Source organism: Pseudomonas psychrophila, from assembly GCF_001043005.1.
Taxonomy (GTDB): domain Bacteria; phylum Pseudomonadota; class Gammaproteobacteria; order Pseudomonadales; family Pseudomonadaceae; genus Aquipseudomonas; species Aquipseudomonas psychrophila.
This window is the reverse complement of the sequence record NZ_JYKZ01000009.1, coordinates 166,343-184,510: the sequence shown is the minus strand read 5'-3', so window position 1 is coordinate 184,510 and position 18,168 is coordinate 166,343. Positions and strand designations below refer to the sequence as shown.

Here is an 18,168-nt window from a genome sequence, read left to right as displayed (position 1 = left end):
TCCACCTGATCCCATCCCGAACTCAGCAGTGAAACGATGCATCGCCGATGGTAGTGTGGGGTTTCCCCATGTGAGAGTAGGTCATCGTCAAGATTAAATTCCAAAATCCCTGTCTGCTCGCGCAGACGGGGATTTTGTTTTTATAGAAGTACCAAGTTTTTGCAGAGACGTTTTAACAACGGATCTGATACAGAATTTCTTGACGACCATAGAGCATTGGAACCACCTGATCCCATCCCGAACTCAGAAGTGAAACGATGCATCGCCGATGGTAGTGTGGGGTTTCCCCATGTGAGAGTAGGTCATCGTCAAGATTGAATTCCGAAACCCCTGTCTGCTAACGCAGACAGGGGTTTTGTTTTTGCGCGAAATAAAACCCCAGCGCTTTCTGTTCTCTTTACCCCCCCTCTAAAAGCCAAGGCTGCACTTTCGTCGGATTAAACACATTGCCACCAAAAGTGGCTAAGTATTCCGCAATTGGTGCCGACAGCCTGTTGAGCAATGCGTACGAGCAGAGCGGCCAAGAGGTTGCCTGCGCTGTTACACACAATAGTGCCCGCGTACGCATCCAACCTTTTGGCATAAGAAGTCCATGCTATGAATCTAAAGTTCAGCCATAAAATCCTTCTGGCCGCCTCAGGCGTTGTGGTTCTGGCGTTTGCATTATTCACCTTGTACAACGACTACCTGCAACGCGACACCATCAAGCAAAACATTGAGTCCTCGGTTCAGCAAGCCGGCAACCTGACAGCCAGCAGCGTTCAAAATTGGCTCGGTGGCCGCATTCTGGTGCTGGAGAGCCTCGCACAAAGCGTTGCGCATCAAGGTCCCCAGGCGGATCTGCCAGGCCTGGTCGATCAGCCGGCGTTTACCTCCAACTTCCAGTTCACCTACGTCGGGCAAGCCAACGGAGTATTTACCCAGCGCCCTGATGCGACGATGCCCGAGGGCTATGACCCCCGCGAGCGCCCTTGGTACAAGCAAGCAGTAAACGCCGGTCAGACCATGCTGACACCGCCTTACATGGCAGCTGTTGGTGGCCTGATTGTGACCATCGCCATGCCGGTAAAAAAAGGTGGTGAGCTGCTCGGTGTGGTCGGTGGTGATCTGAGCCTCGATAGCCTGGTCAAAATCATTAACTCGGTTGACTCCGGTGGCCTGGGTTACGCATTTTTGGTGAGCAGCGATGGTCAGGTCATCGTCAGTCCGGACAAAAATCAGGTAATGAAAAACCTGAAGGACATCTACCCGTCCAGTGCTCTGCGTATTGAAAAAGGTATTCAGGAAGTCAGGCTCAATGGCCAGGAGCGGATTATTTCCTTTACTCCGGTGACAGGCTTGCCGTCCGCGGATTGGTATATCGGTCAATCAATCGACAAAGAAAAGGCTTACGCCCCGCTGTCTAAATTCCGCACCTCGGCATTGATTGCGATGTTTATTGCGGTGGCAGCGATTGCACTACTGCTGAGCTTGCTGATTCAGGTCTTGATGCGTCCGCTCACTACCATGGGGCGTGCAATGCAAGACATTGCGCAAGGTGAGGGCGACCTGACACGGCGTTTGGTCATTGAGAACAAGGATGAGTTCGGCGAGTTGGCCAGCTCGTTCAACCAATTCGTTGAGCGTATTCACGCGTCAATCAGTGAGGTGTCCTCTGCAACCCGCCATGTTCATGATTTGTCTCACCGCGTCATGGCATCGTCCAACGCATCCATTGTCGGCTCGGACGAGCAAAGCGCGCGAACCAACAGCGTAGCCGCCGCCATTAACGAGCTCGGTGCTGCCACCCAAGAAATCGCCCGCAATGCTGCCGACGCGTCACAGCATGCCAGCGGTGCCAGTGAGCAGGCAGATGACGGTCGCAAAGTCGTTGAGCAGACCATCCAGGCCATGACCGAGCTTTCGCAGAAGATCAGTCTGTCGTGTGCACAAATCGAAACCCTGAATGCCAGCACCGACAATATTGGCCACATTCTGGATGTGATCAAAGGCATCTCTCAGCAAACCAACCTGCTGGCCCTCAACGCAGCCATTGAGGCCGCGCGTGCGGGGGAGGCGGGTCGAGGCTTTGCCGTGGTGGCCGATGAGGTGCGCAACCTCGCTCACCGCACTCAGGAGTCGGCGGAGGAGATACATAAAATGATCACCTCGCTGCAGGTGGGTTCCCGCGAAGCGGTCAGCACCATGAATGCGAGTCAGGTTTCCAGCGAAGAAAGTGTTGAGGTTGCCAATCAGGCTGGGGCTCGATTAATCAGCGTGACTCAACGTATCGAAGAAATTGACGGAATGAACCAGTCGGTCGCCGCCGCAACCGAGGAACAAACCGCCGTGGTCGAAACCCTCAATGTGGATATCAACCAGATCAACTTGCTCAACCAGCAAGGTGTGGTGAACCTCAACGAAACCCTCAAGGACTGCGATGCTCTATCGCAGCAAGCCAGTCGCCTCAAGCAATTGGTCGACAGCTTCAAGATCTGAGGTTTGCAAGTCAGTTAAAACTTATCCACAGCCCTGGCGTGTTAAGCGTCAGGGCTGTTTTGCATGCTGAGTGTTGAGGTAATGGGTAATAGCCACAACACCGCGGTGCAGATGTAACTCCAGCTCTGCAATACATGACTCGACATCTCTGTCTCGGGCATGACGTAGCAGTGCCCTGTGATCGTCCTGGCACAACTTGCCAAGGTTCATCTGCTCAAGGTTAAAGCGCAGAAAGCGTTCTTCCTCGATAAGTCCTGCCTCAATCAACGCCAGCAGTTTTCGGTTCGGAGCCTTGCAGTAAAGCGCCTGATGAAATTGCCGGTTGAGTGTGCCGATCTTGCCGAAATCTATTTCGGCTTCGAGCGCCTGGATATAACCGTCGGCCGTTTCAAAATCCTCGTCGGTCAACAGTGGCACTGACAGGCGCAGAGCCTGGGCTTCAAGCAACAGGCGCAACTCATAGGTCTCCAGTGAGTTGTCCTCGATCAAAGGGGCAACGACCGCTCCTCTGTATTGCACAACTTGCAGCAAACCTTGAGCTTCCAGCTGACGCAGTGCCTCGCGCACGGGCATGCGGCTGACGCCAAATAACTGTGCCAACGCTTCCTGGCGAATCGCGGTACCGCATGGCAAGCGCCCATCGAGAATGGCGTTGCGCAAGGTCTCTTCAATCACCGCCCGCGCCAAATGAGCGGGTATGGGTCCTGATACAACTATGCTGTTTAAAGGATTGTTTTTAACGGCCACGTTGTTACTACCTGCGCCGAAAGTTCAGCACGCTTGTTTGGATCCAATTCAAGTTAGGTACTGACCTGATCCTTGTCAAACCTTGTTACGGTTAGTTTAGCCTGACTGCGAGATAAGAGATTGCATGGTGCCACTATCTTTCTTGTCCAAGACTCTTCCGCCCGCTCCCCTTTGTTATGGGCTGTGCCCTACAATCGCCAACGTCAAAGCTGCCTGCGTCGCAGCCTCAATGCATAGCGGGTGAAGGATGGGCGTACTCAGCAATAACGATGGGGTGGAATTGCGATTGCGCACTCCTGAGTCGTCCCGCACTGCACTCACGCGAATGCTTTGCCAGCCATGGCTGTGGTGCATTTTGATCTTGGCCTCAGCGGTAAGATTTTATGGCTTCACAACCTCTGCCGTATGGTGCGATGAGGGCTCCAGCCTGATGTTGAGCGACTATCCACTCGCCGACATCTGGTTGCATGCGTCGCACGATGTTCACCCTCCGTTGTATTTCATGCTGTTGCACGGCTGGATGGCGCTATTTGGCGACAGCCTGGTTTCGATCCGTACCCTGAGTGTCTTACCCGGTATCGCAACGGTACTGCTGGGCATGTGGCTCGTACGGTTGATCGCGACCCCAAGAGCCGCGTTAGTGGCGGGGTTGCTGTTGGCGTTGCTGCCGACTGCAGTGCGTTATAGCCAGGAAGTGCGGATGTACTCACTCATGGGGCTGTGGCTGATAGGCGCCACCATTGCGTTGGTCTATTGGGTCAAAGCCCCGCATAAACACCGCTATCTGGTTATCTACACCGTGCTGATGGCGGCAGCGTTCTACACCCACTACTTCACCGCATTCTGCGTGATTGCCCATTGGCTATACCTTTTGCTCAGTGGCCGCAGCACCGGGTGGCTGCTCAAGCGTCCCGCCTGGTGGCTGGCCAACGTCGCTATTGTGCTCTTGTTTCTGCCCTGGCTTCCCGGGCTGCTGGACCTGCTGCAACACATGGATGACCTCAAAAGCGGCGGTGATGTGGATTGGGAGCCTGCAGTCGATGCCCGCTCCCTGCCAGCCATGACGTGGCAATTCTTGATTCAGGACGAAGGAGACAGCCTGCCCTGGCCGCTATTCTGGCTGGCACCGCTTGCACTGCTTGGCGGCGCGGTCTGGATGGCCGTACGAGATTCAACGCCACACAAATTCACCAGGTTGATCGTGATTTACACCCTGTTGCCGATTTTGGCCATCTACGCCGTGTCGTTTGCCTCGCCGCTGTTTATAGAACGTTATGTGATGTTTGCCGCACTGGGTTTGCCACTCCTGGTGGCGATCGCGGTGGATCGCTTGCTCAGTTACAAGCGTGCGATGGCCATTGCACTCCTGACACTGTTTGTAGGCACTGAGGCAGTGGGCTTGCGCAGTAACTTCAGCAACGATGCCGACCATTTTGATCGTCTGGTTGAGCACGTGAATCAACAGTTCCAGCCCGGTGACCGGATCGTAGTCAGTGATCTGTTCTGGTACTTCAGCTACGTCTATTACAACAAGACCGGGTTTGCGCCCATGCTCTACACACCGCCCACAGGCAGCGGCGCATCAGGGCGGCCGAACGACTACGGGTTTGGCACGTTGGTGAATGCCGACGGGGCGAAAATCTACGTCGATCGTCTGGCAGACTTGCCCGCCGGTACGGGGCGGGTGTGGCTTATAAGCAGCAAAGTACAGCCGGACGATTTCGGCCTTATCCCCACGGGTTGGCACAAAGCACAGGACTTGGCCGTCGATGACACGCAGGCTCGACTATATTTGACCTGCCTTGGCGCCGAATGCGGCGCTGAACCTGAATGGAGTCAACTCAATGCAAAAGCCAACCCATAGCCTCCCATCCTTGTTCAAACAGCTGGGTCTGCCGTCCGGCCCCGAAGATATTGAAAAGTTTGTCACCACCCACTCACCACTCAAGCCTGATCTAAAGCTTGAAGATGCATTTTTCTGGACACCTGCCCAAGCGGCTTTTTTGCGTGAAGAGCACCTTGAGGATGCTGATTGGGCTGAAGTCGTCGATCAACTGAACCTTATGCTGCGCACAAAACCGATCGTAGGTACGCAGAAATAAATGGCAACACTTGACTGAGATCATCTGGCCGCGCAATATTAATAGTTAGCAAACTAACATTATGTGACGCCTCTTGTCTGACACTCTCGATCTACTGCAAATGAGCATCAGCACCGGCATGGTGGTTGCGACTCGCCATTGGCGTCGCGTCTGCCAAGCTACGCTGGTCAACTACGGCATCTCCGAAGCCTGTGCCATGCCGCTATTGATTATCGGGCGCTTGGGGGAGGGAGTGAGACAAGTCACCGTGGCCCATGCAGCCGGTATGGAAAGCCCATCGCTGGTGCGTCTGCTCGATCAACTGTGCAAGGCCGGCTACGTGCGCCGTTGTGAAGATGCCAGCGACCGCCGCGCCAAAACCCTGAGTCTTACCGACACCGGTCGGGCGCTGGTGCAATCGATTGAAGCGCAGCTCGTGCAATTGAGAAGAACGGCTCTGGCAGGCATTTCGGTGGCTGACCAGGAAGCTGCACTACGGGTGATCAAAGCGTTTGAAGCGGCCGGCCAACGGTCTGATGGAGCGATGAATTGAACGGGTTTTTCAGCAGCATGCCGCCTGCCCGTGACTGGTTCTACGGTGTGCGCACTTTCGCTGCCTCGATGATTGCGCTGTATATCGCGTTATTAATGGAAATGCCCCGTCCGTATTGGGCCATGGCCACGGTTTACATCGTCTCTAGCCCCTTCGTCGGGCCGACCAGTTCCAAGGCGGTATATCGCGCACTGGGTACTCTGATCGGGGCTGCCGCTGCCGTATTTTTTGTCCCGCTATTTGTGCAAACGCCCTTTTTGCTGGTGCTGGTGATTGCCCTCTGGACCGGCATCTTGCTGTTTCTGTCGCTGCACCTGCGCACGGCCAACAGTTACGTATTCATGCTTGCCGGCTACACCATGCCAATGATCGCGTTGCCGATTGTGGATAACCCGCTGAACGTCTTCGACATTGCCGTCTCGCGGACCGAAGAAATCATGCTCGGGATTGTGTGCGCGGCGGTGGTTGGCAGCATGTTCTGGCCTCGGCGCTTGACCCCGGTTTTTATCGACTCGGCCGCCAAGTGTTTTGCCGATGCGAGCAATTACAGCAAGCACTTCCTGGCTCGCGACGTTGAGCCGAGCAAAGCCAGCGGCCTGCGCGCCTCGATGGTCACGACCTTCAACAGTCTGGAGATGATGATTGGCCAACTGCCCCATGAGGGCGCGCACCCCCAGACCGTGCGCAATACCAAAGAATTGCGCGGGCGCATGATTCACTTGCTGCCTGTGGTCGATGCACTGGACGACGCACTCTACGCGCTGGAGCGTCGCGCCCCTGAACTGCTCGATAAAGTGACCCCCTTGCTCGACCACGCTCAGCGATGGCTTGAAAACACCCGGGACGGGGCTTCGATCGAACATTGGCAAGCCTTGCGCCATGAACTCGAAGCGCTGCAGCCCAGTGCCACCGCGCTGGATGATCGTCGCCAATTGGTGTTTTCCAATGTGCTGTATCGGTTGGGGGAATGGATCGACCTGTGGCAAGACTGCCGCAGTCTGCAAACAGCTATTTCCACGGGCAACCAGGAGGTCTGGCGTGCCGTATACCGCCATTGGCGCCTGGGCCGGCTGACGCCGTTTCTTGACCGCGGGCTGATGCTCTATTCGGCATTTTCCACTGTGACCGCGATTGTCGTCGCCTCAGTACTGTGGATATTGCTCGGCTGGACCGACGGCGCCAGCGCCGTGATTCTGGCTGCGGTTGCCTGCAGCTTCTTTGCCTCGATGGACGACCCGGCGCCGCAGATCTACCGGTTCTTTTTCTGGACCTCGCTATCAGTGGTATTCGCCAGCCTGTACCTGTTTGTGATCCTGCCCAACCTGCACGATTTCCCGATGCTGGTGCTGGCGTTCGCAGTGCCGTTCATCTGCGTCGGCACCCTGACCGTACAACCGCGTTTTTACCTGGGCACGTTGCTGACCATCGTCAACACCGCCTCGTTTATCAGCATTCAGGGCGCCTACGATGCGGACTTCATGGTGTTTATGAACGCCAACCTGGCAGGCCCCATCGGGCTGCTGTTTGCCTTCGTCTGGACCCTGATTGCGCGTCCGTTCGGTGCTGAGCTGGCGGCCAAGCGGCTGACGCGCTTCAGCTGGCGTGACATCGTCACCCTGACTCAGCCCGCGACGCTGGCCGAGCACCGCCACATGGGCGCGCAAATGCTCGATCGCCTCATGCAGCACTTGCCGCGTCTGGCCTTGACCGGGCAAGACACGGGCAGCGCTTTGCGTGACCTGCGGGTGGCACTCAACCTTCTGGATTTGCTGGCTTATGCGCCAAGGGTCACGGGAGTGCCGCAACGGCTGTTGCGTCAGGTGGTGAGCGATGTGGGTGACTATTTTTGCGCCTGCCTCAAGGCGGGTGAGCGTTTGCCCATGCCCCTGGGGCTGCAAATGACCATGGACCGCACTCGTCGCGCGCTCAACGCCAACGACCTGCAAGGCGAAGGTGAGGCGCGAGTGCACCTGCTGCACGCCCTTAGCGGGCTACGCTTGGCCTTGCTGCCTGGCGTCGAATTTATTGTCGACAACGACGACCTGCCACATCCTCAGGCTCAGAGCATTGATGGAGCGCCGCTATGATCGGTGACGTAGATATCAGCGGGGTATTCCTGCCCACGCTCCTGGTATTGATGGGCATTACCTATTTACTGTTTTTGGTGGTTCACGCGTTTCTGACGCGTGTGCACTTTTACCGTCTGGTCTGGCACCGGGCTTTGTTCAACGTCGGTCTCTACGCTCTGTTACTCGGCGTTGTGGATTCTTTTAGTCGATACCTGATGACATGAAAAAACCTTTACTGACCTTGGGCCGTGTCGTTCTCACCTTATTGGTGGTGACGTTTGCCTGCGTCGTGGTCTGGCGCATGACCATGTACTACATGTTTGCTCCCTGGACGCGCGATGCCCACATCCGCGCCGATATTGTGCAAATCGCCCCCGACGTTTCGGGCCTGATCAAGCAGGTCGATGTGCGTGACAACCAACTGGTCACCCGTGACCAGGTGCTGTTTGTCATCGACCAGGAGCGCTTCAAACTGGCTTTGCGCCAGGCCCAGGCCACTGTTGCCGATCGCAAGGAAACCCTGGCACAAGCCCAGCGAGAAAGTCGCCGTAACAAGGGGCTTGGCAATCTGGTCGCCCGTGAGTTGCTGGAAGAAAGCCAGTCCCGTGAAATGCGCGCTCAAGCGGCTCTCACCGAAGCCCAAGTGGCCGTGGACAGCGCCCAACTCAACCTGGACCGCACGGTCGTGCGCAGCCCGGTTGATGGTTACGTCAATGACCGGGCACCACGGGTCAATGAGTTCGTAACGGCAGGTCGGCCAGTGTTGTCGATCGTCGATAGCACCTCGTTCCACATCGACGGTTACTTTGAGGAGACCAAACTCGATGGCATCCATGTCGGTCAGAGCGTTGATATCCGCGTGATTGGTGACAATGCACGCTTGCGCGGTCATGTCGAAAGCATCGTGGCGGGTATCGAAGACCGTGACCGCACCAGCGGCCAGAACCTGTTGCCCAACGTCAACCCTGCTTTCAGCTGGGTGCGGCTGGCGCAACGGATTCCAGTGCGCATTGTGTTTGACGACGTGCCTGAGGACTTTCGCATGATCGCCGGTCGCACCGCGACAGTGTCCATCATTGAAGACTCACCCAAAGCCAAACCTGCCCAGGAGAGTGCGCGATGAAAGCCGTTCACCTGGCAGCCGTAGGGCTGGGTTTGCTGCTGTCAGGTTGCCAGTTGCTTGGCCCCGATTACCACCTGCCCAAAGACGCGGCCATGCAACGTCCGGACTTGCAAGGCGAACTGGCGGGTGAGGGCGCCAACGTGATGTCAGCGCCAGTTCCCGATGATTGGTGGAAGCTCTATAAAGATCCGAAACTCAACGAGCTGGTGCGTCAGGCAATGGCCTCCAACACCGACTTGCGGGTCGCGGCGGCGAACCTGTCGCGGGCGCGGGCTCAGGTTGAGCAAGCACAATCGGCCGGTGGCTGGAGCGGTTCGATGAAGGCAGGGGCTCAGCGTCTGCAAGAGTCCGGTGAGGCCTTCCTGCTGGCCGATAAAGTCCCCGTTGCCAACGTGGGTGACCTGGGCATCAGCACCTCGTATCAATTCGATTTGTGGGGCACCTTGCAGCGCGGTATTGAAGCTGCACAAGCCAACGCTGATGCCACTCAGGCCGCGGCGGACACCGCTCGCATCACCTTGGTAGCGGATGTGGTGCGAGCGTACACCCAGGTGTGCGCGGCCAATGAAGAACACCACATCGCAGAACAATCCCTCAAGCTGCAAGCCCAAAGCACCAGCCTGACCCAGCGCCTGCGTGATGCGGGCCGCGGTGACGAAACTCAAGTCACCCGTTCCGAAACCCAGTTCAAATCGCTGCGGGCAGAATTGCCGCGATACGAGGCGTTGCGCCAGTCCGGCCTGTTCCGTCTGTCGATGTTGCTGGCCAAGCCGCTGGACCAACTGCCTCCCGGCGTTGCCGCCTGCGCCGAGCTGCCGCACATCGCGCAACTGCTGCCTGTAGGCGACGGTGCGGCACTGCTCAAGCGCCGCCCTGACGTGCGTCAGGCCGAACGCCATCTGGCGGCTGCAACCGCTGAGATTGGTGTGGCTACAGGCTCCCTGTATCCGGACATCAGCATTGGCGCCAGCGTTGGTACGGTGGGGCTGCTGGAAAACCTTGGGACGGCACCGGCCAACCGCTGGGGCTTTGGGCCGTTGCTGAGCTGGACCATTCCGACCAATGGCTCGCGGGCTCGAATTCGTGAAGCCGAGGCCGTCACCCAGGGTGCCCTGGCCAAGTTCGACGGCGTAGTGCTCAACGCCATCCGCGAAACCCAGACCAGCCTGGTGCAATACACCGCGTTGTTGCAGCGTCGCGATGCATTGGCAGAGGCTGAGTTGTCGGCCAAAACCGCAGCCGATCAAACCCACCAGTTCTTCCAGGCAGGGCGCGAGTCATTCCTGGCTGACCTGCAAGCAACCCGTACCTACACCGATATGCGCGCGCAATTGTCTGCGGCCAACACCCAGGTTGCCATGAGCCAGATTGATCTGTTTTTGGCTCTGGGCGGCGGCTGGGAAAGCGGACGAACGCAAGCCCCGGCAAACGCGAAACCCTGACAGCGTTGCTATGCTCTGAACTATCGGTATCAGAACGATGGTTCAGGGCGTTTGCGGGTCTGTAGCCCTCCTCATCGTGCAGACCATGCCTGATGGGGATACTAATAATGAAAAACCCTTATGCTCCTGGTTTCTGGTGTGCAGTAGCGGCAGTCGTGTTGCTCTCGGCGACTTACTTCTACGGCATCATGCTGGCGCACCAGATCGACAAGGCAATGATCTTCCTCGACAGTGCCAGCGCCCTGATTGCCGTGCTGGCCATCGTGGTTGTCGCGTGCGCCCTGGTGCAAACCCGGCAAATCAAAAAGCGCCAGATCACCCAAGGCCAGACCCGTGTCCTGATTTGGGACACCAAAGTTGCGTTGCGCCGGGTCGAGACGGTTTTCGACCGCTACTTCTGGGGGAGCTATTGGCAGCCAGGCCGAACCTTCCAGGAGTTCATGGGCGAACTCACCGGCACCCCGCTGGAAAAAAGCCTCGAAGCCCTTAAAGCTCAATGCCTGCAACTCGATAAAGCCCTGCCATCCGAAGATCGCCAATGGCTCGACAATGCCCGTGAGCTTTCGGATGTCGCGGCGGCGATGGCCCGTGAGCGATACCAGCTGGATTATTCGGACGTTTCTTTCAATTCCGTAGGAGAAACCTGCATCGATCACGATCTGGAAGTGCTGGTGTATACCTGGAGTGCCAGCCTCAAGAGCTTTGATCATCAACTTGATGAAATCGATCAGCGTTACGCTCAGCCCGCATGATGTCTGCCGTCACGCAAGAGCAGCGCCTGCTCTATCGCCAGTGTTAACCTGCTAGCACTTTGGGCCCATGAAGGGCTTTGCAAAGACCGCATTACTTTCAACACAACGGACATTGAACGGGTCAATTGATGAACAAACCATTAGGCGTGCTGGCAGGGATTGTGATTGTTGTTGGGGCACTGAATACCGCCGGGGCGTGGTACACCGGCAGCAAAATCGAGGGTGTGTTGCAGGCTGCGATTGTGCAATCCAACCAGGAACTGGCAACCCAACTCCAGGGCTCCACCACCCACGGCACTCTCGAACTGGTGTCTATTGAGCGCAACCTCTACAGCAGCACCGCGCACTACCGCCTGAAAATCCAGGACGACAAAGCGGGCCCGGACGCACAGCCCGTGGAGTTGCTGTTTGTCGATAACATCGAGCATGGCCCGCTGCCATGGTCGCGCATCAAGACGTTCAAGTGGATGCCAGTAATGGCGGTCAACAACTACGCGCTGGAAAAGTCCCCTTTTACCGAAAAATGGTTTGCTGCCACCAAAGATCAGACCCCGCTCAAAGGCCAGGTCACCATGGGCTATAACCGCTCGGTTGATGGTCATATGGAACTGGTGGCACTTGAGACCAAACTGGACGACAACTCCACCTTCAGCTTCTCGGGCCTGACCATGGAGGCTCAAACCGATGCCGAGGGCCAGAACCTGAAAGCCAAAGGCTACATGGACCACCTCAAGATCCACGCGGTAACGGTCGACAAACCACCGGTACTGGTTGAACTCAATGGCCTGACCCTCGCCAGCGACCTGAAAAAAACTCCATTTGGCTTCTATCTCGGCCAGAACGTGATGGTGCTGAGCGAAGGCCAACTGACTTATGGCGCAGCCCAATCCGTCATCAAGCTCAAAAACTTTGAATACGCGGACTCTGCTTCTGCCAACGACAACTTGATGTCCGGACGCCTGTCCTACAAGGTGGGTGAAGTCACCCTGGACGGCAAGCCAGTAGGCAGCGCGCAAATGGTCCTGACTGCCAGCAGCCTGGATATCCCGGCCATGCAATCGCTGATGCAGATCTATCAGAGCAAATTCCAGCCTCAGGCCGATGGCACCTTGCCGCAAACACCGCTGACTCCGGCGGAGCAAGTACTGATGCAGGTACAAGTTGAAAAAATGCTGGCCGCCAAACCGCAGCTGGCGCTGGAAAAATTCACGATCAAAACCGAAAACGGTGAAAGTCAGTTCAACGTTGCCATGAGCCTGGCCAAGCCGGCCTCATTTGAGGGCGCGCCTGTCGAAGTCACCAAGCAGATGCTGACCGCGCTGGATGCAAAACTGCTGCTGTCCAAGCCGATGATTGCTGACCTGTCAGCTGTTCAGGCGCAACTGGTCGGTCAGACTGACCCGCAAGCCATTGCCAAAATGGCCAGCATGAACAGCGAGATGGCAGGGGTAATGGCGGTGCAAACCGGGTTGGCCAAAGTGGATGGCAACAACATCCTGGCCTCGCTCAATTACGCGGAAGGTCAGGTGGACCTCAATGGTCAAAAAATGAGCCTGGAAGACTTCATCACTGCAATGACCACCCGATTTGGCGGTGTAGCCAGCCAGCAGTAAATCACTCATGGGAGCGGGCTTTACCGCGATTGCATCGCTGCGGTTCAACTGAGAACCGCAGCGCCTGCATTGCGAGTAATCCTGTGCCCACCGTTTTCTGCAGACGCGACAAAACCACGCGCAAATGCACGTCGGGTTCAATTCGAAAGGGGGAAACACGGTTCCCTTGAACAAGGGAACGTATTTAGAAGCGGCGTAAATATGGCGGAGAACGGGGGATTCGAACCCCCGACACCCTTTTGAGGTGTACTCCCTTAGCAGGGGAGCGCCTTCGGCCACTCGGCCAGCTCTCCGCAAAACGCCGGCTATAGTAACCAGCCTTTCGTCAGTTGCCCATAAAAATTTAACCTGCCCTGCATTTTGCTGAAAAAAGACCGTAATACAGGCACGTGAAGACTCGCCGGGTTCTCGGCGAGAGGCAAGTGAGCTTTGAAGAATGGTGGTTTTGACGCTGCTCCCTTGAACAAGGGAAAGAAGATGGTGCACCAGGCGGGATTCGAACCCACGACCACTGCCTTCGGAGTCCTAAAAGTCGACGTTTAGAATCAATACGTTAGCGGGGATTAGCTGGGAAATCAACGGGTTGTGTTAGCTGGGGTTAGCTGGTTTTCGCCCCGATTAGCCAGGGGAGTGTGGCAAATTTGTGGCATTGTCAGGCTCCAGTGGTGACGTGATAGAGGTGTATTGAAACCACGACAACAGCCCAAGACAGCCTGTCTGCATGCGTGCCCTGGGCTCAAACAGCCCGCGCCTAGCTGTCGAGGTCGTTCAACGGCTGCCCGGTTCTAGGGTCTTCGCAATTAGCAACTTTGAGGTTATGCAGCGCCCTGATGGTGAACGAGGTATGTGCAGAGAAACCTAATCCAAAAAGCGCCGCGGATGCGGCGCTCCAATTGGAGGGTCAAGCTGCCGCCAATACCTGTGCAACGGCTGCGAGCTTTTCATCGATAAGGGAAAACTCACACCTCACCGAAAAATAATCCTCCTCCAGTTGAAATTCAACCGCACACACCAACGCTTCAAGCAAAGTAGCCCTTCCTTCCAGCTCGGATCTATCGACTTGAATGAGAAAGCGCTGGCTTTCATGGGACACATACACGTGAAGGCTTTGACCGTGTTTTTCGTGATGGAAGTAGAAATAAGGTTGCTCCGCATCCCCTGACACTGATTCATACGACTGCAGGGTCAGAGCTGCGAGCTCTGTGGGGGAGTTTCTGCTCAGCCGGTCATGCAAGGCAAATGTATGAAGCTCGGCATGACTGCCACTCATGCGCTCTCTTGCCAGCAGATAGATGTCGTCTGTGTCCCCGCCGACGAAACGTATTTGACGCTTGCGGCAATATGCAAAAGCGTTAGGCGTTTGCACCAGCAACTGCTGCCAATGAGAATCAGGCTCGGCTTGCTCGATGATGGCATGCAGCTGAGGCGCCAAGGACTCTTCGACATCAAGTTGATCCCATAGTGTGAATAGCAGTTCGCGCCGTTCGCTGTCTTCGCCAAGCAGACGTTTCCAGCTGCCTTGTTCAGTCGCGGCATTGACCAGGAACGAGTAGTTGCTGCCATTAACTAACAAATAGTCCCCGAGCGACAGCAATGCGCGCTCCCATGAAAATGCCTTGTCGACGGTAATCAACCCTTGAGCGTCAAACATCGCCTCGGCCATTCGCAGCGCATCGCTGAAAGGTTGTTTGAGGGCCGCGTGATCGGATAACTCTTTGGGTGACGCACGTACCGCAATTGCCAGCCCGCTACGCTCAAGAAGAAAGCCGATCTGGCCTTGGAAATAACCATGCAGCTCGGCTTTTTCCAGGGGCTCGCGCCAGATGGCGTCAGAGAGCAGCAGGTTGGCCTTGATCACCTCTTCACTGGTCTGAGCCCCGTTGAAACCAGTGACCGGGCGTGTAGCGTCGACAAGAAACGGCAGAATATCCAATGCATCGGGAAGCATGTCGCGCAGCCCTCTGAGACTACGCTGGGCATCTTCGGGTCGCACATAGGCAGTGTTGGAAGAGAGATTGCACACTAGGCGCATCCATTGTTCCAGCGCTTGTGGCTGCTTATCGCCATGCGTTGCCACAAACTGGACGTAACCGGAGAACTGGACGAGCTGGGTATAGCTCAGCTTGAACGGGTCAGTACAGGCAGCCTTGAAGAACTCGCGATCGTTGAAGTAACGGGTATCAGGTAAAAGTGAGCAGAAGCCTGCAGCGTTACTGGACCACGCTTCGAACAAAAGTACGACCGTGTCGGAAAAGGCTTCATCGAGCCATCCGTTGTCATCGAAAGTGTGGAATGTATTGCTCCATTTCGACGCTCTCAGCGTATTGAAATTTGCAGCGTAACCTGGGCTGTCGAGGTCGCGAGTTGCCAACGCAACGACTCGCAATACATTCATCATTGCGTCGTCGAACAGCTGCATGGAGATCAGTCCGGCACTCGCCCCGCCTTCATTACAGGTGGTCCAGAACAAGTCGGCCCAGCGCGTATCCAGCCGTGTGGCGATGAACGAAGCAACGCCTTGCTTGACGCCATCCGCGGTGCGGGTCTGGCCGTCGTACTGATGCTGCAATGTCTGTTCGTAACGCGCTTTGAATGTCTCGAAGGGCGTGAGCGGCATACCTCTCGAGTTCATTCTGATGTACAGATCGTCGGCCAGCCCGAACGCCTTCAGGTCCAGCAACTGGAATGTAATCACGGGTCGCTCGCTGTCGCTCAAGCGCGCGAAAGTTGCAGTGGGTGCATCGTGAAAAGCCGCGTGAATGGCCTCCAGCATGACTAGGGCTGACTGGATGGTGGGGTCGAGGCGCCAGCGGCGGAAATACCATGGTTGGTCACATATCAGCTCTACCAGCGACTCGGCACCGCAAATTGCACGCTGGGGGCTGAACAGGCTCAATGCGTCGAAGAACTCGGTACTGCTGGGGCGCACCTTGTAGCTAAATCGCGATTTTCCCTTGTGGCAAAACAACCCCTGGAAGCTTTCACTTTGGCCATCGCGTTGGGCCAGATACCAGTGAAGCAGGAACAACGTAGTCAGGCGTTGCTGACCGTCCAAGGGTTGAAACTGGCGGTCCTCATCGAGCCCGCCATAGACAAAATCGAGGTTCAATGGCAGTTCGGCGCTGTGGGCAGGCAATTTGAACGCGCCAAGCAGTGCGGCCAGGAAATCGTTGCGCACATCGACGCTATCGGGTCGCCCCTGTGCGTAGTCCCGTTGGATCAGTGGTATACAGACCCCGGTCTCGGGGCCAAATAAATCCTGAAATATGACCCGCTTTCCGTTGCTGCTCATGCGTTGTGCTCCTGCGCCTGCCAAAAGAAACCAGCCAGCGCATCGTGTAGCGCCTTGAAGTAGGATTTGCTGTCCTTCGCGCTCCAGAACAACAGGTGGTCAACGTTCTGGCTGTATCCCTTAAGAAACAAGTTGCGCGTGCATAGGGGAACAAAAACGCCTGATTTATCGAGCGCCAGAATATGGTCTCGCTTGACCGCAAACACTGCATTTTTGTAGCTTCGGTTTGTGTGAAGATCGAGCAATGTAAGGTTGGCAATCCCGTCGTCTACCTCCTGATTTTCCTGGAAGTCAGTGAGGACGTGCGAATACAGCGTTTTGAAAGCATCGGACGTCGGCTTGGGGACGGCCAGATAGGTTTCAATTTCTTCGCAGCGTAGATCAAACAACCCGATGGCTCGAAGCTGAGCACAAGCGTGCCTTAACCAGTTCTCTTGATCGGCTTTATCGACTGGCGGACTGGAGGTTACCGAACGGATATGTTCGATGTCCCAGCTTTCCTTCTTGAAGCTATCAAACGGAAACCGGGTGTTGGACGCCTTGCTTTGCAGCAACGTCGCCAGATTGAACATCAACAGGCTGGCACGAATTTTCGCTGCATCACTTTTGCTGTACACGAGCGCTTGCAAGAAGCCCTGCAATTCTGTTTGCAGTTGCTCTACCGGTGTAAATGCTTCAAGCCGCTTACCGGTGAGCCTGAAAAATGCTTCTCGACGCAATAGTGCTTCGAACTCAGCCTTTGGCCCCTTGGCCGCCCAGCTTAGAACGGCGTCGACCGCGACACCCTGCTGCACGAGAAAACCGATGATGTGGTAGAGGCGACGATCCTCGAACCACTCCTCGATCTGCATGAATACCTGCTTGACTCGACGCCATTCCTGGGCAGCACCCGCGCCAGGTAGCCCAAGGCGACGACTGTAGGCGTGGAACACGCCATAACGCTGGTCTACGTTCAATTCACCTTCCAGCTTGGCTACCAGCGAGAACAGAAAACCGATCCGGTTATGGGTGGTGCCTTTCTCTGCATTGAGGAAATACCAAAAGGCGTCGTTCTGCAGGGCCTTTTCCAGCTGGTCCCATTCATGGGCAATCTGTAATTGCTCTCCAGTCACGCCGTCTCCGTCATTGACCGGGTGACGCAAAAACAATGCGCGGATCAGTTCGTCATTGGTCAGCGGAATCTTGCCCACGTTGAGGCGAGTGAATGCTTCGACTGCGTTCTCGTGTTCATCCAGCTCGTACCAGATCACACGTGTCTTGTTCAGCAGCGTAGCTTTGAATCCCTCGAACTCGTGTTCTCGCTGAGCGAACCAGGCTTCGATCACTTCGATGGCTTGGTGCAAGTAGTAGAAATCGACGTTCCGTGCGGCCCGCTCCGCACTGGGGTCGTCGAGAAAACGCGGCAACTCGGGACGGGTTTCGTAGCTCAAGCTAAAATGCTTTGATTGATACTTGGGTGCCATGCGCTCATTGAAGTGACGCAGGATGAGCAGCAGCGTAGTCAAACGCTGCTGGCCATCGACGACTTCGTAAACATCGCTCGCTGCCTTGAGTACTAACGGCTGCAGGCAATAGTACTCCTCAGGAAGCGAATTGGCCCTTTTGCCAAACTCACGCACATCATCAAGCAGTTGAACGACCTGAGTCGGTTTCCAACGGTATCCGCGCTGGTAGGCAGGAATCCAGAACTGATTAGGATGACCATTTTTATTGCTGATCAGATCGTGAACTGACCTGGTTTCAAACACCGAATGCTTCATCGTTCAACGTCCTGTCAGAGATATCTTGCGCGGAGATTACATGCCCGGGTGCTGCTCACCAACGATCTGACGTGGGTCGCCTACCACCGCAACGACATATTTGAGACGCGCCTGGAAGGCCGCAGTCCGCTGACCTTCCTGATCTCAAAGATTGAAGACCTGCTCAACAATTGAGGCCGTATCGGGGGCGAAATGTCCAGTAGGGGGGGCAATTTGTGCTGTTTGCAAAGCTCAAATTGTGTCGATGGTTTACTATCC

General features: G+C 56.0%; 14 protein-coding genes, 1 tRNA gene, 2 rRNA genes and 1 pseudogene. 14 read left to right on the top strand and 4 right to left on the bottom strand.

The features are described 5' to 3' along the window. The 4 genes and pseudogenes from rrf (TU76_RS18590) to TU76_RS25910 all read left to right on the top strand — a co-directional run. Nucleotides 1-93 (top strand): 5S ribosomal RNA (gene rrf, locus TU76_RS18590); the annotation flags it as partial. 105 nt (nt 94-198) lie between these two features. Further along, nucleotides 199-314: ribosomal RNA gene (gene rrf / locus TU76_RS18585) — 5S ribosomal RNA — on the top strand. 283 nt (nt 315-597) lie between these two features. Then, a pseudogene (locus tag TU76_RS25915) lies at nt 598-1,623 on the top strand (cache domain-containing protein); the annotation flags it as partial. Between the two features lie 69 nt (nt 1,624-1,692). Next, complete coding sequence (locus TU76_RS25910) at nt 1,693-2,478, top strand: methyl-accepting chemotaxis protein (RefSeq protein WP_395247549.1); 786 nt, start codon at nt 1,693-1,695, stop codon at nt 2,476-2,478. Nucleotides 2,479-2,526: 48 nt separating this feature from the next. Here the strand turns inward: TU76_RS25910 and TU76_RS18575 are convergent, their stop codons facing one another. After that, nucleotides 2,527-3,225, bottom strand: coding sequence for a GntR family transcriptional regulator (locus TU76_RS18575; RefSeq protein ID WP_037032065.1), 699 nt, complete (start codon nt 3,223-3,225; stop codon nt 2,527-2,529). A 247-nt stretch (nt 3,226-3,472) separates the two neighbouring features. On the opposite strand from TU76_RS18575, the gene TU76_RS18570 reads away from it, so the two are divergent. The 9 genes from TU76_RS18570 to TU76_RS18530 all read left to right on the top strand — a co-directional run bounded on the left by TU76_RS18570 (nt 3,473) and on the right by TU76_RS18530 (nt 12,858). Further along, nucleotides 3,473-5,089, top strand: a complete 1,617-nt coding sequence (locus TU76_RS18570) for a glycosyltransferase family 39 protein (protein WP_037032069.1) — start codon at nt 3,473-3,475, stop codon at nt 5,087-5,089. Beyond that, complete coding sequence (locus TU76_RS18565) at nt 5,070-5,327, top strand: DUF2789 domain-containing protein (protein ID WP_019824401.1); 258 nt, start codon at nt 5,070-5,072, stop codon at nt 5,325-5,327. The genes TU76_RS18570 and TU76_RS18565 overlap by 20 nt, the downstream gene beginning before the upstream one ends. A 100-nt stretch (nt 5,328-5,427) precedes the next feature. Then, complete coding sequence (locus TU76_RS18560; RefSeq protein WP_019824403.1) at nt 5,428-5,859, top strand: MarR family winged helix-turn-helix transcriptional regulator; 432 nt, start codon at nt 5,428-5,430, stop codon at nt 5,857-5,859. After that, nucleotides 5,856-7,946, top strand: a complete 2,091-nt coding sequence (locus TU76_RS18555; RefSeq protein WP_048352293.1) for an FUSC family protein — start codon at nt 5,856-5,858, stop codon at nt 7,944-7,946. The genes TU76_RS18560 and TU76_RS18555 overlap by 4 nt, the downstream gene beginning before the upstream one ends. Then, nucleotides 7,943-8,152 carry a DUF1656 domain-containing protein gene (locus TU76_RS18550; protein WP_019824406.1) on the top strand — a complete coding sequence of 70 codons (210 nt, stop codon included), beginning with the start codon at nt 7,943-7,945 and terminating at the stop codon, nt 8,150-8,152. Before TU76_RS18555 ends, TU76_RS18550 begins: the two co-directional genes overlap by 4 nt. Then, on the top strand, nt 8,149-9,051 hold the full coding sequence (locus TU76_RS18545) for an efflux RND transporter periplasmic adaptor subunit (RefSeq protein ID WP_019824408.1): 903 nt from the start codon (nt 8,149-8,151) through the stop codon (nt 9,049-9,051). The genes TU76_RS18550 and TU76_RS18545 overlap by 4 nt, the downstream gene beginning before the upstream one ends. Next, nucleotides 9,048-10,493, top strand: coding sequence for an efflux transporter outer membrane subunit (locus TU76_RS18540; RefSeq protein ID WP_046809928.1), 1,446 nt, complete (start codon nt 9,048-9,050; stop codon nt 10,491-10,493). Before TU76_RS18545 ends, TU76_RS18540 begins: the two co-directional genes overlap by 4 nt. A 107-nt stretch (nt 10,494-10,600) precedes the next feature. Further along, nucleotides 10,601-11,245, top strand: a complete 645-nt coding sequence (locus TU76_RS18535) for a hypothetical protein (RefSeq protein WP_019824411.1) — start codon at nt 10,601-10,603, stop codon at nt 11,243-11,245. A 128-nt stretch (nt 11,246-11,373) separates the two neighbouring features. After that, on the top strand, nt 11,374-12,858 hold the full coding sequence (locus TU76_RS18530; RefSeq protein ID WP_019824413.1) for a YdgA family protein: 1,485 nt from the start codon (nt 11,374-11,376) through the stop codon (nt 12,856-12,858). Nucleotides 12,859-13,060: 202 nt separating this feature from the next. Here the strand turns inward: TU76_RS18530 and TU76_RS18525 are convergent. The 3 genes from TU76_RS18525 to TU76_RS18515 all read right to left on the bottom strand — a co-directional run bounded on the left by TU76_RS18525 (nt 13,061) and on the right by TU76_RS18515 (nt 17,910). Continuing rightward, nucleotides 13,061-13,151: transfer RNA gene (locus TU76_RS18525), tRNA-Ser, on the bottom strand. A 608-nt stretch (nt 13,152-13,759) separates the two neighbouring features. Next, complete coding sequence (locus tag TU76_RS18520; protein WP_048654712.1) at nt 13,760-16,150, bottom strand: DUF262 domain-containing protein; 2,391 nt, start codon at nt 16,148-16,150, stop codon at nt 13,760-13,762. Further along, a complete protein-coding gene (locus TU76_RS18515; protein ID WP_048654711.1) occupies nt 16,147-17,910 on the bottom strand; it encodes a DUF262 domain-containing protein in 1,764 nt (587 codons plus the stop codon). The genes TU76_RS18520 and TU76_RS18515 overlap by 4 nt, the downstream gene beginning before the upstream one ends. A 48-nt stretch (nt 17,911-17,958) precedes the next feature. On the opposite strand from TU76_RS18515, the gene TU76_RS25785 reads away from it, so the two are divergent. After that, on the top strand, nt 17,959-18,084 hold the full coding sequence (locus TU76_RS25785) for a hypothetical protein (RefSeq protein ID WP_269457741.1): 126 nt from the start codon (nt 17,959-17,961) through the stop codon (nt 18,082-18,084). Nucleotides 18,085-18,168 lie beyond the last annotated feature (84 nt).

Bases quoted from the DNA above. Each gene is read 5' to 3' on its own strand.
- TU76_RS25910 (WP_395247549.1), top strand. From the start codon at position 1,693: ATGGCATCGTCCAACGCATCCATTGTCGGCTCGGACGAGCAAAGCGCG.
- TU76_RS18570 (WP_037032069.1), top strand. From the start codon at position 3,473: ATGGGCGTACTCAGCAATAACGATGGGGTGGAATTGCGATTGCGCACT.
- TU76_RS18565 (WP_019824401.1), top strand. From the start codon at position 5,070: ATGCAAAAGCCAACCCATAGCCTCCCATCCTTGTTCAAACAGCTGGGT.
- TU76_RS18560 (WP_019824403.1), top strand. From the start codon at position 5,428: ATGAGCATCAGCACCGGCATGGTGGTTGCGACTCGCCATTGGCGTCGC.
- TU76_RS18550 (WP_019824406.1), top strand. From the start codon at position 7,943: ATGATCGGTGACGTAGATATCAGCGGGGTATTCCTGCCCACGCTCCTG.
- TU76_RS18545 (WP_019824408.1), top strand. From the start codon at position 8,149: ATGAAAAAACCTTTACTGACCTTGGGCCGTGTCGTTCTCACCTTATTG.
- TU76_RS18540 (WP_046809928.1), top strand. From the start codon at position 9,048: ATGAAAGCCGTTCACCTGGCAGCCGTAGGGCTGGGTTTGCTGCTGTCA.
- TU76_RS18535 (WP_019824411.1), top strand. From the start codon at position 10,601: ATGAAAAACCCTTATGCTCCTGGTTTCTGGTGTGCAGTAGCGGCAGTC.
- TU76_RS18530 (WP_019824413.1), top strand. From the start codon at position 11,374: ATGAACAAACCATTAGGCGTGCTGGCAGGGATTGTGATTGTTGTTGGG.
- TU76_RS18520 (WP_048654712.1), bottom strand. From the start codon at position 16,150: ATGAGCAGCAACGGAAAGCGGGTCATATTTCAGGATTTATTTGGCCCC.
- TU76_RS18515 (WP_048654711.1), bottom strand. From the start codon at position 17,910: ATGAAGCATTCGGTGTTTGAAACCAGGTCAGTTCACGATCTGATCAGC.